The organism is Agrococcus sp. DT81.2, assembly GCF_049844935.1.
Lineage (GTDB): Bacteria > Actinomycetota > Actinomycetes > Actinomycetales > Microbacteriaceae > Agrococcus.
Genome location: NZ_JBNCLZ010000005.1, coordinates 241026 through 266540, shown reverse-complemented (window position 1 = coordinate 266540; position 25515 = coordinate 241026). Strand labels below are relative to the sequence as shown.

At 71.8% G+C, this 25515-nt stretch carries 19 protein-coding genes and 1 riboswitch; of the genes, 16 read left to right on the top strand and 3 right to left on the bottom strand.

Going from position 1 to position 25515, the window contains the following annotated elements; translation table 11 throughout:
* Positions 1–10: 10 nt before the first annotated feature.
* Positions 11–97: riboswitch (glycine riboswitch) on the top strand.
* A gap of 65 nt (positions 98–162) precedes the next feature.
* Genes gcvT through ACLQ21_RS11705 form a run of 4 tightly spaced genes read left to right on the top strand, consistent with a single transcriptional unit; the run spans position 163 to position 6383 of the window.
* Positions 163–1293, top strand: coding sequence for a glycine cleavage system aminomethyltransferase GcvT (gene gcvT, locus ACLQ21_RS11720; RefSeq protein ID WP_425663865.1), 1131 nt, complete (start codon positions 163–165; stop codon positions 1291–1293).
* The gene (gene gcvH / locus ACLQ21_RS11715; protein WP_425663863.1) at positions 1290–1649 is read left to right on the top strand and encodes a glycine cleavage system protein GcvH; all 360 of its coding nucleotides are present in this window, start codon (positions 1290–1292) and stop codon (positions 1647–1649) included. Before gcvT ends, gcvH begins: the two co-directional genes overlap by 4 nt.
* Positions 1646–4495, top strand: coding sequence for an aminomethyl-transferring glycine dehydrogenase (gene gcvP / locus ACLQ21_RS11710; protein ID WP_425663921.1), 2850 nt, complete (start codon positions 1646–1648; stop codon positions 4493–4495). Before gcvH ends, gcvP begins: the two co-directional genes overlap by 4 nt.
* Positions 4496–4547: 52 nt before the next feature.
* Positions 4548–6383, top strand: coding sequence for an ABC transporter substrate-binding protein (locus tag ACLQ21_RS11705; RefSeq protein ID WP_425663862.1), 1836 nt, complete (start codon positions 4548–4550; stop codon positions 6381–6383).
* 12 nt (positions 6384–6395) lie between these two features.
* On the opposite strand, the gene ACLQ21_RS11700 is transcribed toward ACLQ21_RS11705, so the two are convergent.
* Positions 6396–7220, bottom strand: a complete 825-nt coding sequence (locus ACLQ21_RS11700) for a CPBP family intramembrane glutamic endopeptidase (protein ID WP_425663860.1) — start codon at positions 7218–7220, stop codon at positions 6396–6398.
* A 163-nt stretch (positions 7221–7383) separates the two neighbouring features.
* Between ACLQ21_RS11700 and ACLQ21_RS11695 the strand changes: the two genes are divergently transcribed.
* From ACLQ21_RS11695 to ACLQ21_RS11685, 3 genes are all read left to right on the top strand, one after another.
* On the top strand, positions 7384–9204 hold the full coding sequence (locus tag ACLQ21_RS11695) for an ABC transporter family substrate-binding protein (protein WP_425663858.1): 1821 nt from the start codon (positions 7384–7386) through the stop codon (positions 9202–9204).
* A 160-nt stretch (positions 9205–9364) separates the two neighbouring features.
* Entirely contained in the window at positions 9365–10891 is a 1527-nt protein-coding gene (locus ACLQ21_RS11690; RefSeq protein WP_425663856.1) for an ABC transporter permease, read from the top strand.
* Complete coding sequence (locus ACLQ21_RS11685) at positions 10888–11883, top strand: ABC transporter permease (RefSeq protein WP_425663854.1); 996 nt, start codon at positions 10888–10890, stop codon at positions 11881–11883. The genes ACLQ21_RS11690 and ACLQ21_RS11685 overlap by 4 nt, the downstream gene beginning before the upstream one ends.
* A 23-nt stretch (positions 11884–11906) precedes the next feature.
* On the opposite strand, the gene ACLQ21_RS11680 is transcribed toward ACLQ21_RS11685, so the two are convergent.
* Positions 11907–12524 carry a PH domain-containing protein gene (locus tag ACLQ21_RS11680; RefSeq protein WP_425663852.1) on the bottom strand — a complete coding sequence of 206 codons (618 nt, stop codon included), beginning with the start codon at positions 12522–12524 and terminating at the stop codon, positions 11907–11909.
* A 62-nt stretch (positions 12525–12586) separates the two neighbouring features.
* Between ACLQ21_RS11680 and ACLQ21_RS11675 the strand changes: the two genes are divergently transcribed.
* Together ACLQ21_RS11675 and typA are read left to right on the top strand one after the other, a co-directional pair.
* Positions 12587–14500 carry an ABC transporter ATP-binding protein gene (locus ACLQ21_RS11675; RefSeq protein WP_425663850.1) on the top strand — a complete coding sequence of 638 codons (1914 nt, stop codon included), beginning with the start codon at positions 12587–12589 and terminating at the stop codon, positions 14498–14500.
* Positions 14501–14590: 90 nt separating this feature from the next.
* Complete coding sequence (typA, locus tag ACLQ21_RS11670; protein WP_425663848.1) at positions 14591–16495, top strand: translational GTPase TypA; 1905 nt, start codon at positions 14591–14593, stop codon at positions 16493–16495.
* Between the two features lie 100 nt (positions 16496–16595).
* Here typA and ACLQ21_RS11665 read toward each other — a convergent pair whose 3' ends face one another.
* A complete protein-coding gene (locus tag ACLQ21_RS11665) occupies positions 16596–17993 on the bottom strand; it encodes an LLM class flavin-dependent oxidoreductase (RefSeq protein WP_425663846.1) in 1398 nt (465 codons plus the stop codon).
* Between the two features lie 120 nt (positions 17994–18113).
* On the opposite strand from ACLQ21_RS11665, the gene msuE reads away from it, so the two are divergent.
* The 7 genes from msuE (at position 18114) to ACLQ21_RS11630 (ending at position 25377) form a co-directional block, all read left to right on the top strand.
* Positions 18114–18710, top strand: a complete 597-nt coding sequence (msuE, locus tag ACLQ21_RS11660) for an FMN reductase (RefSeq protein WP_425663844.1) — start codon at positions 18114–18116, stop codon at positions 18708–18710.
* 181 nt (positions 18711–18891) lie between these two features.
* Entirely contained in the window at positions 18892–19818 is a 927-nt protein-coding gene (locus ACLQ21_RS11655; protein ID WP_425663843.1) for a hypothetical protein, read from the top strand.
* A gap of 167 nt (positions 19819–19985) precedes the next feature.
* Complete coding sequence (locus tag ACLQ21_RS11650) at positions 19986–21074, top strand: PIG-L family deacetylase (protein WP_425663842.1); 1089 nt, start codon at positions 19986–19988, stop codon at positions 21072–21074.
* Positions 21071–21400, top strand: coding sequence for a ferredoxin (gene fdxA / locus ACLQ21_RS11645; protein ID WP_425663840.1), 330 nt, complete (start codon positions 21071–21073; stop codon positions 21398–21400). Before ACLQ21_RS11650 ends, fdxA begins: the two co-directional genes overlap by 4 nt.
* Before the next feature lie 10 nt (positions 21401–21410).
* Complete coding sequence (gene dapC / locus ACLQ21_RS11640) at positions 21411–22487, top strand: succinyldiaminopimelate transaminase (protein WP_425663838.1); 1077 nt, start codon at positions 21411–21413, stop codon at positions 22485–22487.
* A gap of 101 nt (positions 22488–22588) precedes the next feature.
* The gene (locus tag ACLQ21_RS11635) at positions 22589–23869 is read left to right on the top strand and encodes a citrate synthase (RefSeq protein ID WP_425663920.1); all 1281 of its coding nucleotides are present in this window, start codon (positions 22589–22591) and stop codon (positions 23867–23869) included.
* Positions 23870–23925: 56 nt separating this feature from the next.
* Positions 23926–25377: an NCS2 family permease gene (locus ACLQ21_RS11630; protein WP_425663836.1), complete on the top strand. Its 1452-nt coding sequence runs from the start codon at positions 23926–23928 to the stop codon at positions 25375–25377.
* The last annotated feature ends 138 nt before the right edge of the window (positions 25378–25515 follow it).

Sequence of the window (25515 nt, the reverse complement as noted above, 5' to 3'; positions counted from 1 at the left end):
CCGGCCGCTGCACGCCCGCGCGGGAGAGCCCCTCAGGGGGCACCGAAGGAGCAAGCCTCCCCGCCAAACTCTCAGGTCCTCGAACCGCGCGGGAAGGCCACTCTGGAGCAGACCATCGACGGTCGGCGACAGTGGGGGAGTCCGGACCACGCAGGAGGACTCATGACCACGACCGGCACACCATCGTCCGAGACCGCGCCGCGCACGCCGCTGCTCGCGATCCACGAGGCCGCGGGCGCCCAGCTCATCGACTTCGCCGGCTGGCAGATGCCGGTGCGCTACGGCTCCGACCTCGCCGAGCACCAGGCGGTGCGCGAGCGCGCCGGGCTCTTCGACCTCAGCCACATGGCCGAGCTGCGCGTGCGCGGGCCCGAGGCCGGAGCGTTCCTCGACCACGCCCTCGCCGGGCGGCTCTCCGCGATCGAGCTGTGGCAGGCGAAGTACTCGCTGCTGCTCGCCGAGCAGGGCGGCATCATCGACGACGTCATCGTGTACCGCACGGCTGATGCCGAGTTCCTCGTCGTCGCCAACGCATCCAATCGCCACGCGGCGCTCGACGCGCTCACCGCCCGCATCGCCGGCTTCGACGCGACCATCGTCGACGAGACCGAGGAGACGGCGCTCATCGCCGTGCAGGGCCCGGCCGCTGCCGCGATCGTCGGCGCGATCGGCCTCGAGTCCGAGCCGATCGAGCCGCTGCGCTACTACCGCAGCTTGCCCGCCGTGTTCGAGGGAGAGGACGTGCTGCTGGCCCGCACCGGCTACACGGGCGAGGACGGCTTCGAGCTGTACATCGCCTCGCACGCCGCCGAGGACCTGTGGCGCGCGCTCGTGCTCGCCGGTGAGGCGCACGGGCTCGTCCTCTGCGGCCTCGCAGCACGTGACACGCTCCGGCTCGAGGCGGGCATGCCGCTCTACGGCAACGAGCTCTCGGTCGACACCCTGCCGGCGCAGGTCGGCCTCGGCCGCGTCGTCGCGCTGAAGATGAAGGGCGACTTCGTCGGCCGCAGCGCCGTGGAGGCCGGTCCCGCACCGGACGCGCCCGTGCTCATCGCGCTGGCCGCCGACGGCCGCCGCGCCCCGCGCTCCGGCTACCCGGTGCTCGACGGCGACCGCGTCGTCGGCCGCGTCACGAGCGGTGCGCTGTCGCCGACCCTCGGCCACCCCATCGCCATGGCGCTCGTCGAGCCCGGCTCGGCCACCTCCGACTCCCTGTCCGTCGACGTGCGCGGCACGAAGCTGCCCGCACGCGTCACCCAGCTGCCGTTCTACACCCGAGAGGCCCGAGCATGAGCGAGACCAAGTACACCGCCGACCACGAGTGGATCCGCACCGAGGGCGACGTCGCGACCATCGGCATCACCGACTTCGCGCAGGCCGCGCTCGGCGACGTCGTGTTCGTCGACCTGCCCGGCGTGGGCCGCTCGTTCGCCGCCGGCGAGGCGATCGGCGAGATCGAGTCGACGAAGTCGGTCGGCGAGCTCATCGCCCCCGCCGCGGGCGAGGTCGTCGAGGTCAACGACGAGGTCGCGGGCGACCCGACGCTCGTCAACTCCGGTGCCGAGGGTGACGGCTGGCTCGTGAAGGTGCGCTTCACCGAGCAGCCCGAGCTGCTCGACGAGGCCGCGTACCGAGAGCTCACCGCCTGATGCGCCCCTTCGTCGACCGCCACATCGGCACGGACGCGGCGGCGCAGGAGTGGATGCTCGCGGCCGTCGGCTTCGACTCGCTCGAGTCGCTCATGGACGCCGCGGTGCCGGCCGGCATCCGCTCCACGGGCACCGGCATCGGCGACGCGGCGTCCGAGACCGCCGCGCTCGCTGAGCTCCGCGCGATCGCGAGCCGCAACCGGGTGCGCCGCAGCGCCATCGGGCTCGGCTACCACGGCACCGTGACGCCGCCGCCCATCAAGCGGCTGATCCTCGAGAACCCGTCCTGGTACACGGCGTACACGCCGTACCAGCCCGAGATCAGCCAGGGCAGGCTCGAGGCGCTCATCAACTTCCAGACGATGGTCGCCGACCTCGCGGGCCTCGACGTCGCCAACGCGTCGATGCTCGACGAGGGCACCGCCGTCGTCGAGGCGATGCTGCTCGCGCGCCGCGCGTCGAAGTCGGCGTCGAAGGTGCTCGTCGTCGACGCCGACCTGCTGCCGCAGTCGAAGGCGCTGCTGCGCCACCGCGCGCACGCGACGGGGATCGAGCTCGTCGAGCTGCCGCTCGCCGAGCTCGCCCCGGCCGACCTGCCCGCATCCTTCGGCGTCATCGCCCAGCTGCCCGGCGCATCCGGCCGCGTGTGGGATGCGAGCGGCATCTTCGCCGCGTCGACCGAGATGGGCGGCGTGCCGGTCGCGGCCGCCGACCTGCTCTCGCTCGCCCTCATCGAGGCGCCCGGCCGTCAGGGCGCACGCATCACCGTCGGCTCGACGCAGCGCTTCGGCGTGCCGATGGGCTTCGGCGGGCCGCACGCGGGCTTCATGGCCGTCGCCGACTCCCTCACGCGCCAGCTGCCGGGCCGCCTCGTCGGCGTCTCGGTCGACGCCGACGGGTACCCCGCCTACCGCCTCACGCTGCAGACGCGCGAGCAGCACATCCGCCGCGAGAAGGCGACGAGCAACATCTGCACCGCGCAGGTGCTGCTCGCCGTCATGGCGTCGATGTACGGCGTCTACCACGGCGCGGAGGGCATCACCGCGATCGCCGAGGGCGTCCACGGCGTCGCCACCCGCTTCGCCCGCGCCGCGCGCGACGCCGGCGTCGAGGTCGTGCACGACGCGTTCTTCGACACCGTGCGCATCCGCGTGCCCGGTCGGGCGGCGCAGCTGCAGACGACGGCGGCCGACGCCGGCGTGCTCGTGCACCGCCCCGACGACGACACGCTGCACGTGAGCTTCGACGAGACGTGGATCGAGGACGTCGACGGGTTCCGCGCGCTGCTCGAGGCGCTCGAGATCTCCGAGGCCACCGAGCTGGGCGACCCGCATCGCGCGATCCCTGCGTCGCTCGAGCGCGAGAGCGCGTTCATGCAGCACGAGGTGTTCCGCACGCACCGCTCCGAGACGCAGCTCATGCGCTACGCGAAGCTGCTCTCGGACCGCGACTACGCGCTCGACCGCGGCATGATCCCACTCGGCTCCTGCACGATGAAGCTCAACGCCGCGGCCGAGATGGAGGCCATCACGTGGCCCGAGTTCTCGCAGCTGCACCCGTACGGCCCGGTCGAGGATGCTGAGGGCTCGCTCGCGCTCATCGACCAGCTGGGCGAGTGGCTGGCGCGGATCACCGGCTACGACACCGTCTCGCTGCAGCCGAACGCCGGCGCGCAGGGCGAGCTCGCCGGGCTCATGGCGATCCGCGGCTACCACCGCTCGCGCGGTGACGAGCACCGGGACGTCGTGCTCATCCCCGCGTCGGCGCACGGCACGAACGCGGCGTCCGCCGTGCTCGCCGGCTGCCGCGTCGTCGTGGTCGCGACGAGCGAGGACGGCGACGTCGACATCGACGACCTCGAGGCGAAGATCGGCACGCACGCGGGCGACCTCGCCGCGCTCATGATCACCTACCCGTCGACGCACGGCGTCTACGAGTCGGGCATCCGGCGCATCACCGACCTCGTCCACGAGGCCGGCGGCCAGGTGTACATCGACGGCGCGAACCTCAACGCGCTGCTCGGTCACGCCACCTTCGGCGACATGGGCGGCGACGTCTCGCACCTCAACCTGCACAAGACGTTCTGCATCCCGCACGGCGGCGGCGGCCCCGGCGTGGGCCCGGTCGCGGCGAAGGCGCACCTCGCGCCGTTCCTGCCGCGCGACCCGCGCGAGCAGGGCGAGCGCATCGACGGCCTGCTGGTGGGCGCGAACCCGATCGCGGCCGCGCCGTGGGGCTCCGCGTCGATCCTGCCGATCTCGTGGGCGTACGTGCGCATGATGGGGCTCGACGGCCTCACCAAGGCGACCGCGAGCGCCGTGCTCGCTGCGAACTACGTCGCGGCGCGCCTGCGCGAGCACTTCCCGGTGCTCTACACGGGCGAGCACGGGCTCGTCGCGCACGAGGCGATCCTCGACCTGCGTCCGCTCAAGGAGGCGACCGGCGTCACGAACGACGACGTCGCGAAGCGCCTCGTCGACTACGGCTTCCACGCCCCGACGATGTCGTTCCCGGTCGCGGGCACGCTCATGGTCGAGCCGACCGAGTCCGAGGACCTCGCCGAGATCGACCGCTTCATCGACGCGATGATCGCGATCAAGGCCGAGGCCGACGCCGTCGGGCGCGGCGAGGTGCCGCTCGCGGAGAGCGCGCTGCGGCGCGCACCGCACACGGCGGGCTCGCTCGTGCACGGCGAGTGGGAGCGCCCGTACTCGCGCGAGCACGCGGTGTTCCCCGTGCCTGGCGTCGAGCGCGGGAAGTACTGGCCCCCGGTCGCGCGGATCGACCAGGCCTACGGCGACCGCAACATCGTCTGCAGCTGCCCGCCGGTGGAGGCGTTCGCCTGATGCCGCGCTCTCACCGCTGGTCGAGCCGCTCCGCGCCCGCAGGGCGCTGAGCGTGTCGAGACCGACCCGTCGCGGCCGCGCCCTGCTGGTGACAGCGGGCGCGGCCGTCGCGGCGACCCTGCTCTCCGCGTGCGGCCCGCAGGTCGAGCCGCGCGTCGAGCCCGGCTCGAGCGTCGACGTCGCCTGGTCGGGCGAGCTGACCTCCGCGAACGCGGCGAGCGTCGAGGGCCGCACGCCCGGCAACCTCGACGTCGCCGCGATGACCCGCGCGGCGTTCGCGACGGTCGACGCCGACGGCGAGGTGCGCGAGGACCCGTCGTTCGGCACCGCGACCGTCGTGGCCGACGACCCGTTCACCGTTCGCTATGACCTGGCCGACGGCATCCGCTGGTCCGACGGCGTGCCGATCGACGCCGCCGACCTCATGCTCGCCTGGGCGGCGTCGTCGAACGCGCTCTCGACGCCCGACCTCGACGTCGAGGCGCTGCGCGGCCCGGACGGCCGCATCGACCTGCCCGAGGCGACGGTCTGGTTCGACGTGGCGGAGCCCGGCGGGCTCGCGCACGCCGCCGAGGCGCCGACGCGCGACGATTGGGCGCGCGCGATCGACGTGCGCTTCGCGCAGCCCGTGCCCGACTGGCGGATCGCGCTCGACGTCGCCGTGCCCGCGCACGTGCTGGGCGAGCGGGTGTTCGGCGTCACCGACCCGATGGAGGCGAAGCAGCGGGTGCTCGACGCGATCGACCGCGCCGATCCGCTCGCGCTGTCGCCGCTCGCCGCCGCCTGGAGCGGCGCCCTCGGCGTCGACCCCGCAGCGCTCGCGGATGGCGCGGGCGACGACGCCGCGCTGCTGTCGAGCGGGCCGTACCGGCTCGACGCCGTGCGCGACGGACGGGTCGAGCTCGTCGCCAACGGGCAGTACGTCGGCGCGCAGCTGCCGCAGGTCGAGCGCATCGCGCTCGTCTCGACCGCCGACGACGCCGCGGCGCTCGCCGGCGTCACGGCGGGCGAGCTCGACGTCGCGACCGTCCGTCCCACCGGCGCCGACCGGGAGGCGATCCGCGACCTCGATCGCGACGACGCCACCCTCTCGACCGCCGGCGACGGCAGCCGGTGGGAGCTCGTGCTGCGCGCCGATCGCGCGCCGCTGCAGCCCGCCGACGCCCGCCGATCCTTCCTGCACACCATCGACCGGCGCGCGGTCGCCGAGGCGGCGCTGGGCGAGGCTGCCGCGGATCCGTCGAGCGTCGACACCACGATCGTCGACCCCGCGATCGTCGACTCCGTGCTGTTCCGCTCCGGCACTCGCGTGTACGGCTACGCGCTCGAGGACGCCGGCTTCCCGCAGGCCTTCGGCGGCGCCGATGAGGAGCGCGCCGCCGCGGAGCGCGACGCCGTCGGCATCCAGCCCGGCGCGGAGCTGTGCGTGCGCTACGACCGGGCGGATGCGTTCGCGTCCGCCGCGCTGCCGGTGATCGCCGCGCAGGCCGCGACGGCCGGCTGGGCCGTGCGCGACTGCGGCGTCGACGACCTCGGCGCCGGTCTCGCGCAGGACGACTGGCACGCGGTGCTGCGGCTCGCGCCGGCGCCGGCGGACGCGGCGGAGGTCGTGGAGCGCTGGCGCGGCGGCGGGCTCTCGGCGATCGCGAACCCGGCTCGCGAGACGCTGCTCGACGAGGCGCTCGTCACTGCCGAGCAGGACGCGCTCGAGCAGACGCTGATCGAGATCGAGGCCTCGCTCGTCGCCGACGCGGTGGCGCTGCCGATCGCGGAGCCCGGCCGGCTGACCATCAGCGCCGCGGGCATCCAGGGCGTCTCGCCCAGGGCCGGGCACGCATCCCTCACCTGGAACGCGTGGGAGTGGGGCGTGGAGGCGCCGGCGCCCTGACCGCACCCGGCGCTAGCCGAACAGCTGCGGGAACGTCGCGTACGCCCACGGGTAGCCGACGAACACCGCCACGTCGATGAGCGTGTGCGCCACGATGAGGGGCACGAGCCTGCCCGTGCGCGCGTAGAGCCAGCCGAACAGCACCCCCATCGCGATGTTGCCGAACAGCGCCGGCACCCCCTGGTAGAGGTGGTAGACGCCGCGCAACACCGCCGCGGCGATGATGATCGGCCACATGCCCGATCGTCCGGAGCCCCAGCCGAGCCGCTTGAGCCGCTCGAAGACGTAGCCGATGACGATCACCTCCTCGGTGAGGCCCGCTCGCAGCGCCGACAGCAGCAGCACCGGCACCGTGAACCAGTGCGCGTCGAGCGGCGACGGCACGACGTCGACGGTCAGGCCCAGCTGCCGCCCGACGAAGTACAGCGCGATGCCGGGCACACCGATCACGAGCACGAGCGCGACTCCGGAGAGCACATCGCGCACGGGCCGCGCCGCATCGATCCCGAGCGCGCCGAGGTGCGGCCGCCGCGCCCGCCACAGCAGCCAGCACACGAGCGCGACCGGGACGAGGTCGAGCGCGATCCCGGTCAGCTGGTACAGCAGGTCGAGCCACGCCCGGTCCGACCTGGCCGGGTTGAGCGCCACCTGCTGCTCGCCGATCGGCGCGGCCCGGGTGTTGAGGTCGACGAACTGCAGCACCGACCAGATCGCGCTCGCGCCGAGCGACAGCAGCAGCACGATCGCGAGCTCGACGACGAGCCGGCGCTGCGACGGCGGGGGTGCAGGCACGGTCGGCAGGGGCGTCGGGCCGGAGCCCGGCAGAGGCGGATGCACGTGCCAACGCTACGTGTCCGGCCCGCTCCGGCGCATTGGCTTCCAACTTGGTAACGATCGCGTTGCCCGGCGCGTCCCCCTGAGAGCCCGTGCATACACTGCTGACTATCCAACGGGCGACGCGGCTCTAGCGGCCGCCCGCTCACCTTGCACAGGAGGAACAGTGACAGACAAGAACAGGCGTCGCGGTCGCGCGCTCGTCGGGCTCGCCATCGGCACCGCCGCTATGGTCGCGCTCGCCGGCTGCACCACGAGCACGCCGGCTCCCTCGGCATCGGGCTCCGCTGACCCGGGCGCCGCAGCTGGCGGCACCATCAGCGTCGCGCAGACGAACGCTGCGACGGCGCTCAACTCGGACACTCCCGACAACAACCTCAACACCAACGGCATGGTCGACAACCTGACGGGCAACGGCGATGGCCCCGGCTCGTTCTTCTACGTGGACCCCGAGTTCAACATCGTGCCCGACGAGACGAACGGCACCGTCGAGCTCGTCAGCGAGAGCCCGCTGGTCGTGAAGTACACCCTCGACCCCGAGGCGGTCTGGTCGGACGGCACGCCGATGACCACGACCGACCTCCTGCTCTCCTGGGTCGTCGGCTCCGGCCACTTCGACGACGCCTCGTTCGACGAGGAGACGGGTGAGGTCACCGGCGGCAACCAGTACTTCCAGATCGCTGGATCGACTGCTGGCCTCGACACCACCGAGTTCCCGGAGATCGACGAGGAGGCCGGGACGCTCACGCTGACGTACGGCGAGCCGTTCGTCGACTGGAACCTCGTCAACCTCATCACGAAGCCCGCACACGTCTTCGCCGAGAAGGCCGGCTTCGGCTCCGTCGAGGAGCTCGCGACCTTCTTCGAGGAGACGCCCGCCGGCGACCCGGCAGCCCCTGCGGCTCCCAACGAGCAGCTCGCGACGATGGGCGAGCTCTGGACCACGGGCTACAACATCACCGCGATGCCCGAGGACGAGAGCCTGCTGGTCTCGGCCGGCATGTGGGTCGTCAAGGACTTCCAGGCCGACGACGGTGGCTTCATCTCGTTCGAGCCGAACCCCGAGTGGCGCGGCGAGGAGGCTCCCGCCTTCGACGAGCTCATCATCCGCTTCATCGGTGACCCGAATGCGCAGATCACGGCCCTCCAGAACGGCGAGGTCGATGTCATCGAGCCGCAGCCGTCTGCTGATACCGTCGCGGCGATCGAGGCCTTCGGCGGCACCCTTCTGCAGGGTGCGCAGCTGTCGTACGACCACCTCGACCTGACCTTCAACTCGGAGGTCTTCGCCGACCCGATCGTGCGTGAGGCCTTCCTCAAGACGGTCCCCCGCCAGGCGATCCTCGACGCGATCGTGACCCCGGTCGACCCCGAGGCCGAGGTGCTCAACTCGGTGCAGTTCGTCGCCAACCAGCCGCAGTACGCGGACGCGGTGGCGGCCAACGGCTACGCCGACTTCGCTGAGCCTGACATCGAGGGCGCTCGTGAGCTGCTCGCCGGTGCGACCCCCACGGTCAGGCTGATGTACAACACGAACAACCCGAACCGCGTGGACGCCTTCCAGCTCATCCAGGCGAGCGCCACTGAGGCCGGGTTCGTGGTCGAGGACGCCGGCTCGCCCGACTGGTCGAGCCTGCTCGGCAGCGGCACCTACGACGCGGTCATCTTCGGATGGATCTCGCCCGGTGTCGGCTACGCGGGCCTCCCGCAGATCGTCGGCACCGGCGGCGGCGGCAACTACAACGGGTACTCCAACCCCGAGGTGGACGCCCTGGTCGCTGAGTCGCAGACCACCATCGGCGACGAGGAGCGCCTCACCGAGATCCAGATCGAGATCGATCGACTGACTCGCGAGGACTTCTACGGCCTGCCGCTCTTCCAGGTCCCCGGCCTGGTCGCGGTCAACGGCACCGTCGACGGCGTCGAGTTCAACGGCGGCCAGACCGGCGTCATCTGGAACGCATGGGAGTGGACGCCCGTCAGCTAGTCTGACGGTCACGAACTCACCCTGAGTCAGACCCGGCCGTGATTGCCGGGACCTCGGTCCCGGCAATCACGGCCATCCCATGTCCGTCCCTCGACCGCGCAGCCACAAGCCACGCGATCTCCGAATGATCGGAGCTGTCCGAGCCGTGCTCAGCTTTGTCGTGAGGCGCATCATCGCCTCCATCCTCACTCTTCTCGTGGCGTCGTTCCTGATGTACGTGCTCGCCGCGAACTCGGGCAATCCGCTGGAGGACCTCCAGTCGTCGAACGCCCCGAACGCCCAGCTCTTGATCGGGCAGCGCATCGAGCGGCTCTCGCTCGACGTTCCGCCGCCGCTGCGCTGGTTCGGCTGGCTCGCCGGCGCCGCCGGGTGCCTCGTGCCCTTCGGGACGTGCGACCTCGGCGTCGACCTCAACTTCACGCCCGTGACGCAGCTGCTCCCCGGCGCCGTGGTCTCGACGGTGAGACTCGTCGCGGCGTCCACGATCCTCGCGATCCTCCTGGGCGTCATCACCGGCATCGTGTCGGCCCTGCGGCAGTACTCCGCGTTCGACCTCGTGATGACGTTCGTCAGCTTCTTCCTCTACTCGCTGCCGTCGTTCCTGGTCGCGGTGCTGCTGAAGGAGTTCATCGCGATCGACTTCAACAACTGGCTCTCGAGCGGCGACTCCAGCTTCGGCATCGTGCCGACCGTCATCATCGCGCTCGTGCTCGCGTTCATCCTGCAGGCCATCGTCGCCGGGTCGTTGCGCAATCGGCTCATCACGTTCGGGGTCTCCGCCGCCGCGACCGTGGCCGTGCTCGTGTACATGGACGCGACGAACTGGTTCCAGATGCCGGGCCTCGGTGCCGTCGGGCTCTTCCTGCTCATCGGCGGCGTGGTGTTCGGCGTGGTCGCAGTGCTCGCCGGCTTCGCCAACAAGCGTGCTCTGCTCGGCGCCGGCATCGCCGGCCTGCTCGCCTATGGCGCGTACTTCCTGCTGCAGCCGCTGTTCGCGATCTCGACGATCTGGACGGTCATGATCCTGGGGCTCGCGACGCTCGCCGTGTGCTTCGTCATCGGCTGGCTCATCGGCGGACCGGACCGCAGTCTCGTGATCCGCATCACGATGCTCGTCGGCTTCATCGCCGGCCTGCTCGTCGTGGCCGACCGGTTCCTGCAGGCATGGCCGGGCTACATCGCGCACCCGCGCATCAACAACCGCCCCATCGCGACCGTCGGTGAGTCGACCGTCGGGCTGCAGGGCGACATGTGGTTCATGGGCCTCGACCAGTTCACGCACTTCCTGCTGCCGACCATCTCGCTCACGCTCATCTCGTTCGCGGGCTACACGCGCTACGCGCGCGCCGGCCTGCTCGAGGTGCTCAACCAGGACTACATCCGCACCGCACGGGCGAAGGGCCTCTCGGAGCGCACCGTCATCACTCGACACGCGTTCCGCAACATGCTGATCCCGATCACCACGATCGTGGCGGCTGACATCGGCGCTCTGCTCGGCGGTGCGATCATCACCGAACGCGTCTTCGCGATCAGCGGCATGGGCTCGCTGTTCGCGGTCTCGCTGGACCGGGTCGACCTCAACCCGATCATGGGGTACTTCCTCGTGATCGGCATCACGGCGATCCTGTTCAACTTCATCGCCGACCTGAGCTACGCGCTCCTCGACCCGAGAGTGAGGGTGAAGTGACGACCGTGGCCCCCGACAGCAGCACGACCACCGAGCACACCGTCGGTCAGAGCCAAGGCCGCGTCATCATGCAGCGCCTCGTGCGCAACAAGACGGCCATGGCCTCGCTCGTGCTCCTCGCGTTCATCTTCGTGTTCTCCGTCTCCGCGATCGGGCTCGGTCCGATCCCCGGGTGGTGGAAGTACGACTACGTGACCCCGACCCCCGCCTTCGAGGGCGGCCGTCCAACGCTGTCCCTCATTCCGGGCGAGGGCTTCGGGCTGGGCGAGCACCCGTTCGGCCAGAACCGCATCGGCGTCGACTACTTCGCGATGACGATGCGGGGCGTGCAGAACTCGTTCCTCGTGATCATCCTGCTCGCGGGCGTCGGCACGATCCTCGGCACCGTCGTCGGCGCCCTTGCCGGGTACTACCGAGGCTGGATCGACGCGCTCCTCATGCGCGTCACCGACGTCTTCATCGTCATCCCGGCGATCGTCGTGGGCGCCGTGGTGGGCCGGATGACCGGTGGCCTCGGTGTGCACTGGCTCGCGATCACGCTCGGACTCGTCACGTGGATGGGCATCGCCCGACTGGTGCGCGCCGAGTTCCTGTCGCTCCGCGAGCGCGAGTTCGTGGAGGCGGCTCGGGTCGCCGGCGCCTCGGACATGCGCATCATCTTCAAGCACATCCTGCCGAACGCCGTCGGCGTCGTGATCGTGGCGGCGTCGCTCCTCGCGGCGGCGGCGATCCTGCTCGAGACCGCGCTGAGCTTCCTCGGCTACGGCATCCGCGCCCCCGAGTCGTCGCTCGGCCTGCTCGTGTCGCAGAACCAGTCGGCGTTCGCCACCCGGCCCTGGCTGTTCTGGTTCCCGGCCGCGTTCATCGTGCTGCCGGCGCTCATGATCAACTTCGTCGGCGACGGCCTGCGCGACGCGTTCGACCCGCGGCAGAAGCGCTTCTCGGTGCGGCGCACCAAGGAGCTGCCCGCGGGCAAGGAGCAGCGCCAGTGACGACGGTCGCGCTCGAGCTGAGCTCAGACGAGCAGCGGCACCGTGACGGCGAGCACCGGGCCGAGCGCGAGGGCGCCCACACGCGCCCAGTGCACGGTCACGGGCACCGTGACGGCGTCGGCATCCGCAGCGCCGTTCGCGCGCTCCGCCCAGCGGCGGCGCACGAGCGCGGCGGCGTCGCCCGACTCGGTGCCCGGGAGGTCGCCGACACGGACACCCGTGTCGAGCGGGCTCCGGGGGTCGGCGTGGCGGTCGTCGCGCGCTCGGCGCGCGGCGCGACGAGCGGCGAGGGCGCCCGGCTGCGGCGCGACCCAGACGGGCCAGCGGCGGTTCGGCGTGAACAGCGTCAGCGCGTACTTCGTGTCGACGTGGATGAGCGCGTCCCACGCGATTTCGACGGTGCGGAGCGGGTTGCGGATGCGCGACCCGCGGTCGTCGACCACGAGTGCCGGCTGCCACAGGAAGACCAGCACGGCGTAGCCGAGCCACACCGCGAGGATGACCGCGGCGACGGCGCCCCTCGGCTCCGACTGCAGGGCGACGAGCACGCCGAGCACGGCCAGCAGCGCCCAGCAGGCGACGCCTACGCCCCGGTTCACGCGGGAGTGGACGGTCACGGCATGCAGATCGTCGTTCGACACAGCTTCATCGTCGCAGGCGCCTCGTCGCGCGACGACTCCGACACCCCGCTGCAGGAGGCGGCATGACATCCCACACCAGCACTCACCCGGCCGGCGCTGACGCGACCGGCGGCGACGTCCCCGCCCTGCAGATCACCGGCCTCAGCGTCGACTTCGCGGTCGACGGCTACTGGGTGCCCGCCGCCCGCGAGGTCTCCTACGAGATCGGCAAGGGCGAGGTCGTCGCCGTCGTCGGCGAATCGGGCTCCGGCAAGAGCGTCTCGTCGATGGCGATCCTCGACCTGCTGCCCAAGAACGCGCGCGTGCGCGGCTCCATCAAGCTCGGCGGCGAGGAGCTCACCGGCATCAGCCCATCGGAGATGCGGCAGGTGCGCGGCAACCGCGTGTCGGCGATCTTCCAGGAGCCGATGACGGCCCTGAACCCCGTCTTCACCGTCGGCTTCCAGATCATGGAGGCCCTGCGCATCCACCGCAGCATGTCGCCGAGCGAGGCGAGGGCGCGCGCGCTCGAGATGCTCGACCTCGTCGAGCTGCCGGATGCGATGAAGGCGTTCAAGTCGTACCCGCACCAGCTCTCGGGCGGCCAGCGGCAGCGCGCCATGATCGCGCAGGCGCTCGCGCTCGACCCCGAGCTGCTCATCGCCGACGAGCCCACCACGGCGCTCGACGTCACGGTGCAGGCGGAGATCCTCGAACTCATGCGCGACCTCAAGGACCGCCTTGGCTCCGCGGTGCTGCTCATCACGCACGACATGGGCGTGGTCGCCGACCTCGCCGACTGGGTCGTCGTCATGGAGCAGGGACGCATCGTCGAGCAGGGGCCGGTGCGCGAGATCTTCGGCGCGCCGAAGGCCGCATACACGCAGATGCTGCTCGCCGCCGTGCCGCGCCTCGGCGAGGGCGCCGAGGGCGAGGAGTCGATCGACCTCACCGCGTCGCTCGCGCTCGTCGCGAACGAGGAGGTGCAGGACGCGGAGCTCGCGCAGCGCGTCGAGGCGAACGCGAGAGCAGCCGCGGAGGCCAAGCAGTCGGCTGCCGTCTCGACGTCGCCCCCCGTGCTCGTGCTGGACAACGTCGCGATCGAGTACGGCAAGAAGGGCAAGCTCGGCACGTTCCGCGCCGTCGACGGCGTCTCGCTCGAGATCCACGCCGGCGAGGTGCTCGGCCTCGTCGGCGAGTCGGGCTCCGGCAAGTCGACCATCGGCCGCGCAGCGATCGGCCTGCAGCCGATCGCGGAGGGCCGGCTCGAGGTCGCCGGCGTCGACATCTCGAACATCGACCGCAAGATCGCCCGCAGCCTCAACCGCAAGGTCGGCATCGTCTTCCAGGACCCGTCGTCGTCGCTCAACCCGCGACTGCCGATCGGCGAGTCGATCGGTGAGCCGATGTTCCTGGCGAAGATCCACCGCGGCAAGGCGCTCGACAAGCGCGTCGAGGAGCTGCTCGAGGCCGTGCGCCTGCCGCAGTCGTACCGCAACCGCTTCCCGCACGAGCTCTCCGGAGGGCAGAAGCAGCGTGTCGGCATCGCTCGCGCGCTGTCGATGAGCCCCGAGCTGCTCGTCGCCGACGAGCCGACGAGCGCGCTCGACGTCTCGGTGCAGGCGACCGTGCTGGAGCTGCTCAAGGAGCTGCAGCGCGAGCAGGGCTTCGCGTGCCTGTTCATCAGCCACGACCTCGCGGTCGTCGACCTGATGTCGGACCGCATCGCGGTGATGCACCACGGCAAGATCGTGGAGCAGGGGTCGCGCGACCTGATCCTGCGAGCGCCCGAGCAGCCGTACACGCAGCGCCTCATCGCCGCGATCCCGGTGCCCGATCCCGACAAGCAGGCGGCACGGCGCGCGCTGCGGCACCAGGTGCTCGCACAGACCTCTGCGGAGTCTCTCGAGACCGAGACGCCGGCCGCGGCCGACCCCGACGCGCTAGTCGAGCAGCGCAAGGACGTGCAGGCCGTCGAGGACGAGCGCAACATCTGACCGGAGGCGTCCCGACGAACGGCCGCGAGCCGCCCGCTACACTGGGCGCCGCGGCCGTTCGTCGCGAACCCCTCATTGGAAGGCACCTGCATGCCGATCGCCGCGCGATCAGACCTCCGCAACGTGGCGATCGTCGCCCACGTCGACCACGGAAAGACCACCCTCGTCGACGCGATGCTCACGCAGACCGGCTCGTTCGGTGCTCACGACACCCACGACGAGCGGGCGATGGACTCGAACGAGCTCGAGCGCGAGAAGGGCATCACGATCCTCGCCAAGAACACGGCGATCCGGTACGTGGGCGCGCACGCCACCGAGGGCCCGGTGACGATCAACGTCATCGACACCCCCGGGCACGCCGACTTCGGCGGCGAGGTCGAGCGAGGCCTGTCGATGGTCGACGGCGTCGTGCTGCTCGTCGACGCCTCCGAGGGCCCGCTCCCGCAGACCCGCTTCGTGCTCCGCAAGGCGCTCGAGGCGAAGCTGCCCGTCATCCTGCTGGTCAACAAGACCGACCGGCCCGACGCGCGCATCGACGACGTCGTGGGGGAGAGCCAGGATCTGCTGCTCGGCCTCGCCTCCGACCTCCACGACGACGTGCCCGACCTCGATCTCGACGCCGTCCTCGACGTGCCCGTCGTCTACGCGTCCGGCAAGGCCGGCCGCGCCTCGACGAACAAGCCCGCCGACGGGCAGCTGCCCGACAGCGAGGACCTCGAGCCGCTGTTCGAAGCGATCCTCCAGCACATCCCGGCGCCCACGTACGACGACGAGGCACCGCTGCAGGCGCACGTGACGAACCTCGACGCATCCCCCTTCCTCGGCCGCATCGCGCTGCTGCGCGTCAAGGCGGGCACGATCCGCAAGGGGCAGACGGTCGCGTGGGTTCGGCACGACGGCGAGGTGCAGAACGTGCGCATCACCGAGCTGCTCGAGACGAAGGCGCTCGAGCGCGTGCCGGCCGAGAGTGCCGGCCCCGGCGACATCGTCGCGGTCGCGGGCATCGCCGAGATCACGATCGGCGAGACGCTCGCCGACCCCGACGACGTGCGGCCGCTGCCGACCATCACGGTCGACGAGCCCGCCATCTCGATGACGATCGGCACGAACACGTCGCCGCTCGCCGGCAAGGTGAAGGGCGCGAAGCTCACCGCCCGCATGGTCAAGGACCGCCTCGACCGCGAGCTCATCGGCAACGTGTCGCTCCGCGTCGTCGACATCGGCCGCCCCGACGCGTGGGAGGTGCAGGGTCGCGGCGAGCTCGCGCTCGCCATCCTGGTCGAGCAGATGCGCCGCGAGGGCTTCGAGCTCACCGTCGGCAAGCCGCAGGTCGTCACCCGGCGGGTCGATGGCGTGCTGCACGAGCCGTTCGAGCACCTGACGGTCGACGTGCCCGAGGAGTACCTCGGCGCCGTCACCCAGCTGCTCGCCGCCCGCAAGGGCATCATGGACGGGATGCAGAACCACGGCACCGGCTGGGTGCGCATGGAGTTCGTCGTGCCGAGCCGCGGGCTCATCGGCTTCCGCACCGAGTTCATGACCATCACGCGCGGCACCGGCATCGCGAACGCGATCTCGCACGGCACGCAGCCGTGGGCGGGCAGCATCGTGACCCGCAACAACGGCGCGCTCGTCGCAGACCGGCTGGGCACGGCGACCCCGAACGCCATCATGGCGCTGCAGGAGCGCGGCGTGTTCTTCATCAAGCCGGGCGACGAGGTCTACGAGGGCATGGTCGTGGGCGAGAACGCCCGCGCCGATGACATGGACGTCAACATCACCAAGGAGAAGAAGCTCAACAACATCCGGTCGTCGACCGGAGAGGAGCTCGAGCGCCTGACGCCGCCGCGGCAGCTGTCGCTCGAGGAGTGCCTCGAGTGGGCGCGCGACGACGAGTGCGTCGAGGTGACGCCGCAGAACGTGCGCATCCGCAAGGTGAATCTCGACGCCGTGACGCGCGGCCGCGAGGCGAGCCGCTTGAAGAAGCAGGGCTGACCCGCTTCGGCACCCCGAGCCGCCGCTCAGGACCCCTTCCACCTTCCGGGACCCGGTGCACCGGGTCCCGTTCGGTGGGAGGGGTCCCGTTCATGCGGGCTCAGGGGGTGGCTGGGCCGGCACTCGCGCTCGAGCGGATGCGGTGGCTCGCGCCCCGGTGCTCGTCCGGCAGGCGCGCACCGCGGCCATGCAGCTTCTCGCGGAGCGTGCCCGGCGCGTACGCCTCGGGGTAGGCGCCGCGCGAGCGCAGCACCGGGATCACGTGCTCGATGATGTCCTCCCACGTGCCAGGCGTCACGGCGTAGGCGAGGTTGAACCCGTCGACGTCGGTCTCGTCGACCCACGACTGCAGCGCATCCGCGATCTCCTCGCCGCTGCCCACGATCGTCGGCCCCAGCCCGCCGATCGCCGCGTGCCTGCCGAGGTCGCCGACCGACCACTCGCGGCCGAGGTCGGCCTCGGCGCGCAGGTGGTGCAGCACCGACTGGATGGCGTTCGACTCCACGTCGCCGACCGGCTCCGCCGGGTCGTAGGCGGCGAGGTCGACGCCCATCCAGCCCGACATGAAGACGAGCGCGCCCTCCTCGCTCGCGTACGAGCGGTACTCGGCCTCCTTGGCGAGCGCGTCCTCGCTCGTCGCGCCCGTGATGACGGTGACGAGCGTGTAGATGCGTGCCGCGTACCGGTCGCGCCCGGCAGCCTCGAGCGCGTCGCGGATGCGTCGCACGGTGCCGGCGAGCACCTCCTTCGAGGGGGCGGCGACGAAGATCGCCTCGGCGTGGTCGGCGGCGAACGCGACGCCGCGCGGCGAGGCCCCTGCCTGGTAGATCACGGGCGTGCGCTGCGGCGACGGCTCCGAGATGTGGGCGCCGGGCACCGAGAAGAAGCGGCCCTCGTGCCCGATGTCGTGCACCTTCGCTGGGTCGGCGAAGACGCCGCGCTCGCGGTCCTCGACGACAGCGTCGTCCTCCCACGAGCCCTCCCACAGCTTGTAGAGCACCTCGAGGTACTCGTCGGCGTGGTCGTAGCGGTCGTCGTGCGCGAGCTGGTCGTCCTGCCCCATGTTCCGCGCCGCGCTCGGCAGGTAACCGGTGACGACGTTCCAGCCCACGCGGCCGCGCGTGAGGTGGTCGAGGGTCGTGATGCGGCGCGCGAAGGGGTAGGGGTGCTCGAAGGCCGTGCCGGCCGTGATGCCGAAGCCGAGGTGCTCCGTGACGGCGGCCATGGCGCTCACGAGCAGGATCGGGTCGTTCACCGGCACTTGCGCGCCGTTGCGCACCGCGGCGTCGCGACTGCCGCCGTACACGTCGTAGGTGCCGAGCACGTCGGCGATGAAGAGCCCGTCGAAGGCGCCGCGCTCGAGCAGCTTGGCGAGGCTCGTCCAGTACTCGATGGTGTTGTAGTGCCGCGAGCGGTCGTCGGGGTGGCGCCACAGCCCGGAGGACTGGTGCGCGACGCAGTTCATGTCGAAGGCGTTGAAGCGGATCTGTCGGGTCATGCCGTGCATCGTGCCGAGCGGATGCGCGGCCCGGCAACGGGGGAGCGGCACGGGACGTCACGCGGCGTCATGCCGCGTCACATCCGACCGCGGCCGCCGGCCCGCGCCTACCGTTGCGGCATGACCGAACCAGTGCCAGCGCTTCTCGGCTCACATGCGCGCATGCGGATCGTCGCCGTGAGCGGCAGCCTGCACCGCCCGTCGTCGACCACGGCCCTCGTCGCCGCGCTCGCGTCGGCCGTGGCGGCGCGCGTCGACGCGGAGGTGCGCGTGCTCGAGCTCGCCGACCTCGGGCCGCTGCTGGGCGGTGCCCTGCGCCGCGAGGCGCTCGCGCCCGAGGTCGAGGAGGCGCTCGTGGCGATCGAGGCCGCCGACCTGCTCGTGGTCGGCAGCCCCGTCTACCGCGCGAGCTTCACGGGCCTGTTCAAGCACCTGTTCGACTTCGTCGGCCAGCACGCGCTCGTCGACACCCCGGTGCTGCTGGCCGCGACGGGCGGCTCGCACCGGCACGCGCTCACGATCGAGCACCAGCTGCGGCCGCTGTTCGCCTTCTTCCAGGCGCTCACGCTGCCGGTCGGCGTGTACGCGGCGAGCGAGGACTTCGAGGACGGGCGCGTGCGCTGCCCCGAGGTGCTCGACCGCATCCAGGCGGCGGCCGACCGGGCGCTGCCCTATCTCGGCAGGGTGCCCGCGTCGGTGCGGCCCGCCGCCTGGTAGCGGCCCCGCCGCCACGCGGGCGACCGAGTGGCGGGTCGTTGCAGGAGTGGCGCGCCACGACTGCAACAAGCCGCCACCCTGGCATCGGCCGGCGCTTCGCGGGTGCTGCGCGGGCGCTCGAGTGCTCCGCGGCTGTGGAGGGGCGGCATGGGGGCTGGCCCGGCTGTGCGAACCTCCGCCCATGGTGGAGGAGCTGCCGGAGGCGCTGAGCGCCGCGGGATTCGCGTTCAGGGCCGGCGTCGCCCAGGGGCTCACGCCGGGTGTCCTCCGAGGCAGCAGGTTCGCCAAGCCCTACCGAGGCATCCGCACGGTCGACGAGCCGGCGACGCTCATCGAGCGGGCCGCAGCCTTCGCGCCGCTGCTCCGCCCGTGGCAGTGCCTCGGCGGCGTCTCGGCGCTCGCCGTGCTGGGCCTGCCCGTGCCCTGGCGGCTCGCCCGCTCCGACGATGTCGAGGTGGTCTCGGCGAAGGAGCGCAGCCGCCCGGACCGGGCAGGGGTGCGGGTGCGACGCATCGCGGCCGAACGGATGATCGCGTGGGATGTCGGCGGCATCCGCGTCGCATCCGCTCCGCTCGCCTGGGCGCTCATGGGCGGCCGATGCTCGGTGCACGAGCTCGTCGTGCTCGGGGACGCGATCGTGACCGAGGCGAAGCGCTACCCGGAGCGCCGGCTCCCGGGTCCGCTCGCGACGATGGATGATCTGCGCGCGATCACGGACCGCTGGACCGGGATGAACGGCGCGTCCGCGCTTCGGAGCGCGCTGCCGCGCATCCGCGAGAAGGTCGAGTCACCGCGCGAGACCGACATGCGGCTGTTCATCGTCGATGCGGGCATGCCGGAGCCGGACGTGCAGGTCGAGGTGCACGACCCCGCGACCGGACTGCTGCTCGGTCGCGCCGACCTCGCCCATCGCGACGCTCGCGTCGTGGAGGAGTACGAGGGGGAGGGGCACCGATCCAAGGCGCAGTGGGATCGCGACATCCAGAAGTACCGCGCGTTCGAGCGCGTCGGCCTCCATGTCGTGCGGGCCACCAAGCGCGACCTCGTGCCGAGCCCCGACCGCTGGTGCGCCGACCTCGCCGCGGTGCTGCAGCGCCGCACCCGGTGACGTGCGCCGCAGCCGCTGCCGCCGCCGCGACGAAGCCGCGTGCGCGCGCGCAGCGTGGCGACTTGTTGCACAAGTGGCGCGCCACGAGTGCAACGGTCCGCCACTTCGGGGAAGGGGCCCGCCTCGCCGTGCGTGGGCGAGGCGCGCGCAGTGGTTGGATGGGAGGAATGGACCCCCGCCTCGAGCGCGTGCTGTTCGTGCACGCGCACCCCGACGATGAGACGCTCTCGACCGGCGCCGCGATCGCCTCCGTCGCCGCGGGCGGCGGCGACCCCGTCGTCGTCACCTTCACGCTCGGCGAGCGGGGCGAGGTCCGCGAGGAGCGGCTCGCCGACGTCGAGCAAGTGGGTGTCGGCGAGGTGCGACGCGCCGAGCTCGAGGGCGCGCTGCGTGCGCTGGGCGCGCGCGGTCGCCGCATCCACGGCTGGGACGACTCGGGCATGTCGTGGCACGCGAGCGGCGTCGCCGGCGCCGCGCCCGACGCGCCGCCGACCTCCATGAGCAAGGCCGACCCCGACGACCTGGCGGATGCGCTCAGCACGGTCATCGAGGAGATCGACCCGACGTCGATCGTCACCTACGACGTCGACGGCGGCTACGGACACCCGGACCATGTGGCCGCGCACCACGCATCCGTCGTCGCAGCGCGTCGCTACGACCTGCCGCTCTACGTGCGCTCGAAGCGGGCGGGCGACGTCGCCTTCCCGCTCGCGCCCGTGCGCGACCGGGTGCTCGCGGCGCTCGGCCAGCACCGCTCGCAGCTCGTCGTCGAGGACGGCGACGTGCTGCACGTCGGGGGCCAGCGCCGGCCGCTCGACGAGGTCGAGCACTACACGCTCATCGAGACGAGGCCGCGCCGCCGCATCCGCTGGGGCCTGCGCATCGCCACCGTGCTCGCGGGCGCCGTCGTCGGCGTCGTCGGCACGTTCTCGCACCAGCAGCTGCCGTGGGGCATCGCGCTCTCGCTGCTCGCCGCGGTCGGCCTCATCGTCGGCGTGCGAGCGGCATCGGGGTCGCGCCCGCTGACGTTCGCGGCGGTCCTCGGGCTCATCGGGGTCGTGGCCCTCGTCGCCATCGACCCGCTCGGCCGGGGCGCGTTCGGCACCGAGCGGGCGCTCGTGCCCGCCAACGTGCCCGGCTGGCTCTGGACGATCGTGCCGGCCGTCGTCTCGTTCGTCGCGCTCGCGTGGCCGGACGCCGAGGCGATGCGGCGGATTAGGATGGCTGGCAAGGCGACGGAAGGGGAACGGCAGTGACGTATGTGATCGCGCTCCCGTGCGTGGACGTCAAGGATCGCGCGTGCGTCGATGAGTGCCCGGTGGACTGCATCTACGAGGGCGAGCGGATGCTCTACATCCACCCGGACGAGTGCGTCGACTGCGGCGCCTGCGAGCCGGTGTGCCCCGTCGAGGCCATCTTCTACGAGGACGACACGCCCGAGGAGTGGGCCGAGTACTACGAGGCCAACGTGCACTTCTTCGACGAGATCGGCTCGCCCGGCGGCGCCGCGAAGGTCGGCGTGCTGCAGTTCGACCACCCGATCGTGGCCGCGCTCCCGCCGCAGGCGCAGCCGACCCCGTAGCCCGCGCTCCGTGATCCAGCTCCCCGACTTCCCCTGGGACACGCTCGCGGGGGCGAAGGCCCGCGCGGCCGAGCACCCCGGCGGCCTCGTCGACCTGAGCGTCGGCTCGCCCGTCGACCCGACGCCCGAGCTGCTGCAGCTGGCGCTTCGCGAGGCGACCGACGCGCACGGCTACCCGACGAACTGGGGCACGCCGGAGGCTCGGCGGGCGATCGTCGAGTGGTTCGCGCGCGTGCGCGGCGTCCCGGGCCTCGACGACCGGCATGTGCTCGTCACGATCGGCTCGAAGGAGCTCGTCGCGGGCCTGCCGCTGCAGCTCGGCATCGGCGCGGGCGACGCGGTCGTGCACCCGTCGGTCGCGTACCCGACCTACGACATCGGCGCGCGCATGGCCGGCGCGACCCCCGTGCGCGCCGACGACCCCGACGACTGGCCGGCGGAGACGCGGCTCGTGTGGCTCAACTCCCCGTCGAACCCGACCGGCGACGTGCTGGGGACGGATGCGCTCCGCCGCGTCGTGCGCGCGGCGCGCGAGCGGGGGATCGTGGTCGCGAGCGACGAGTGCTACGCGCTGCTGCCGTGGGAGGTGGAGGAGGCGCCGTCGATCCTCGACCCGCGGGTCACCGACGGCGACCTCACGGGGCTCCTCGCCGTCTACTCGCTCAGCAAGCAGTCGAACCTCGCCGGCTACCGCGCCGCCTTCGTCGCCGGCGACGCCGCCGTCGTGCAGCGCGTGCTCGCGGTGCGCAAGCACCTTGGCCTCATGGCGCCGAGCCCCGTGCAGCACGCGCTCGCCGTCGCGCTCGGCGACGACGCGCACGTCGCCGAGCAGCGCGAGCGCTACCGGGCGCGCCGCGCGCTGCTGCTGCCGGCGCTGCGCGAGCGGGGCTTCGACGTGCGCTCCGACGCGGGCCTCTACCTGTGGGCGTCGGACGGCACGGATGCGCTCGCGCAGGTCGACGCGCTGGCGGGCCTCGGCATCCTGGCGGCCCCGGGCTCGTTCTACGGCGACGCGACCCACGTGCGGGTCGCGCTCACCGCATCCGACGACGACATCGCCGAAGCCGCGGCGCGCCTGCGGGCGTGAGTCGTGCGGGCGTGGGAAGGGCAGTGGCCGAGGCTCGTGCCGACCATCGGTAGGCTGTCCTGGTGACGACCGAGGACACCGCTACGCAGCCCGCCCGTTCCGTGCACGAGGGCGCGCCCCGCACCGTGACCCTGCAGCATGACGGCCGCTCCACCGAGCTGCCCGTGCTGGAGGCCTCGGACGGCCGCTCGGCGATCGACGTCGCCAAGCTCACGCGCGACACCGGGCTCACCGCGCTCGACTACGGCTTCGTCAACACCTCGGCCACGCGCAGCGCCATCACGTACATCGACGGCGACCAGGGCATCCTGCGGTACCGCGGCTACCCGATCGAGGAGCTCGCGGAGCAGAAGACGTTCCTCGACGTCGCGCACCTGCTCATCCACGGCGAGCTGCCCGACGAGAACGAGCTCGCCGACTTCGACCACAGCGTCCGCCGGCACACGCTGCTGCACGAGGACCTGCGTCGCTTCTTCGACGCGCTGCCGCGCGATGCGCACCCGATGAGCGCGCTCTCGAGCGCCGTGAGCGCCCTGTCGACCTACTACGAGGCCGACCACGACCCCCGCGACCCCGAGAAGGTCGACAAGCAGACCATCCGCCTGCTGGCGAAGATGCCGGTGATCGCCGCCTACGCGCACAAGAAGTCGATCGGCCAGGCGTTCCTCTACCCCGACAACTCGCTCTCGTTCGTCGAGAACTACCTCAAGCTGAACTTCGGCATCCAGGCCGAGCCGTACGTGCAGAACCCCGTCATGGTGCGGGCGCTCGAGCGCCTGCTCATCCTGCACGCCGACCATGAGCAGAACGCCTCGACGTCGACCGTGCGGCTCGTCGGCTCGACCGAGGCCAACCTGTTCGCCTCCGTCTCGGCCGGCATCCACGCCCTCTCCGGCCCGCTGCACGGCGGCGCGAACGAGGCGGTGCTGCAGATGCTGCGTGGCATCCGCGACTCCGGCGAGAGCGTCGAGCGCTTCGTCGAGCGCGTCAAGCGCAAGGAGCAGGGCGTCAAGCTCATGGGCTTCGGGCACCGCGTGTACAAGAACTACGACCCGCGCGCGAAGCTCGTGAAGCAGTCGGCCGAGGAGGTGCTCGCGCAGCTCGGCGTGCGCGACCCGCTGCTCGACATCGCGCAGGAGCTCGAGCAGGTCGCGCTCGCCGACGACTACTTCAAGGAGCGCAAGCTCTACCCGAACGTCGACTTCTACACCGGCGTCATCTACAAGGCGATGGGCTTCCCCGAGCGGATGTTCACGGTGCTGTTCGCGATCGGCCGCCTGCCGGGGTGGATCGCGCACTGGCGCGAGATGATCCTCGACCCGCAGACGAAGATCGGCCGCCCCCAGCAGCTGTACGTCGGCCCGGTCGAGCGCCACATCTGACCCTCCCCGCACCACCCCACCCGCCGTCGCCTGCGCGCGTCAATCCCGGAGCATCCATGACCAGCACCACGCAGGCGCCGCCCAAGAGCGCCGTCGACCGCTTCTTCAAGATCTCGGAGCGCGGCTCGAGCGTCTCGCAGGAGGTGCGCGGCGGGCTCGTCACGTTCTTCGCGATGGCGTACATCATCGTGCTCAACCCGCTCATCATCGGCGGGTTCTCGCCGGAGCAGGCCGCGACGGACGTCGAGGGCGGATGGCTCCCCAACGGCCAGGTGGCGGCCGTCACGGCACTCGTCGGCGGCCTGATGACGCTCGCGATGGGCCTCATCGCGAACGTCCCCTTCGGGCTCGCCGCGGGCCTCGGCATCAACTCGTTCCTCGCGTTCGGGCTCGTCGGCGAGCTGACCTGGCCGGAGGCGATGGGCCTCGTGCTCATCAACGGCGTCATCATCGTCGTGCTCGCCGCCACGGGGCTGCGCCGCATGATCTTCGACGCCGTGCCGCCGGCGCTCAAGAGCGCGATCGCGGTCGGCATCGGCCTGTTCATCGCGTTCATCGGCTTCGTCGACTCCGGCTTCGTCCGCACGACCGGCATCGCCGCCCCGCCCGTGCAGCTCGGCGACGGGGGCTCGATCACGACCCTGCCGACCGCCGTGTTCGTCATCGGCGTCGTGCTCATGGGCATCCTGCTGGCGCTGCGCGTCAAGGGCGCGCTGCTGATCGGCATCGTCGGCACGACGATCGTCGCGATCATCCTCGAGGCGATCTTCAAGGTGGGCCCGTCGCTCGGCCAGAACCCCGACGCCTGGAACCTCAACGCCCCGGCGCTGCCGACGAGCGTCGTCGCGCTGCCCGACCTGTCGCTCCTCGGCCAGGTGTCGTTCGGCTCGTTCGAGCGGATCGGCGTGCTCGCGACGACGATGTTCATCTTCACGCTCGTGTTCATGAACTTCTTCGACGCGATGGGCACCATGACGGGCCTCGCCCGGCAGGCGGGCATCGCGACGCCCGACGGGCAGTTCCCGGGGCTCAAGCGCGCGCTCATCGTCGAGGGCTTCGGCGCCGTCGCCGGCGGCGGCGCGAGCGCATCCTCGAACACCGTCTTCGTCGACTCCGCCGCCGGCGTCGGCGAGGGCGCCCGCACGGGCCTCGCGTCGGTCGTCACCGGCGTGCTGTTCCTCGCGGCGATGTTCCTCACGCCGCTCACCCAGATCGTGCCGCTCGAGGTCGCCGCGGCCACGCTCGTCGTGGTCGGCGCGATGATGATGGCGCAGATCGCCGACATCGACTTCACCGACTTCCGGGTCGCGCTGCCCGCGTTCCTGACGATCGTCGTGATGCCGCTGACGTACAACATCGCGAACGGCATCGGCGTCGGCTTCATCGCCTGGGTGATCGTGAACGCCGTCTCCGGCCGCGCGAAGCAGATCTCGCCGCTGCTGTGGATCGTCGCCGCGCTGTTCGTCGTCTTCTTCGTGCGGGGCCCGCTGCAGGCGATGCTGGGCTGAGCCGGGACGTTCGTCCGGTCACGGTCGGAGGCGACTTCCGCCTCCGTGCACGGCGGGAGGCGAAACCCGCCTCCGCCTGTGGCATCACCGCTCGCCGTGAGCGCCCCGCGCCGTCCTCGCCGCCCCGAGCGCGCAACC

Bases quoted from the DNA above. Each gene is read 5' to 3' on its own strand.
- gcvT (WP_425663865.1), top strand. From the start codon at position 163: ATGACCACGACCGGCACACCATCGTCCGAGACCGCGCCGCGCACGCCG.
- gcvH (WP_425663863.1), top strand. From the start codon at position 1,290: ATGAGCGAGACCAAGTACACCGCCGACCACGAGTGGATCCGCACCGAG.
- ACLQ21_RS11675 (WP_425663850.1), top strand. From the start codon at position 12,587: ATGACATCCCACACCAGCACTCACCCGGCCGGCGCTGACGCGACCGGC.
- typA (WP_425663848.1), top strand. From the start codon at position 14,591: ATGCCGATCGCCGCGCGATCAGACCTCCGCAACGTGGCGATCGTCGCC.
- ACLQ21_RS11665 (WP_425663846.1), bottom strand. From the start codon at position 17,993: ATGACCCGACAGATCCGCTTCAACGCCTTCGACATGAACTGCGTCGCG.
- msuE (WP_425663844.1), top strand. From the start codon at position 18,114: ATGACCGAACCAGTGCCAGCGCTTCTCGGCTCACATGCGCGCATGCGG.
- ACLQ21_RS11655 (WP_425663843.1), top strand. From the start codon at position 18,892: ATGGTGGAGGAGCTGCCGGAGGCGCTGAGCGCCGCGGGATTCGCGTTC.
- ACLQ21_RS11650 (WP_425663842.1), top strand. From the start codon at position 19,986: ATGGACCCCCGCCTCGAGCGCGTGCTGTTCGTGCACGCGCACCCCGAC.
- ACLQ21_RS11630 (WP_425663836.1), top strand. From the start codon at position 23,926: ATGACCAGCACCACGCAGGCGCCGCCCAAGAGCGCCGTCGACCGCTTC.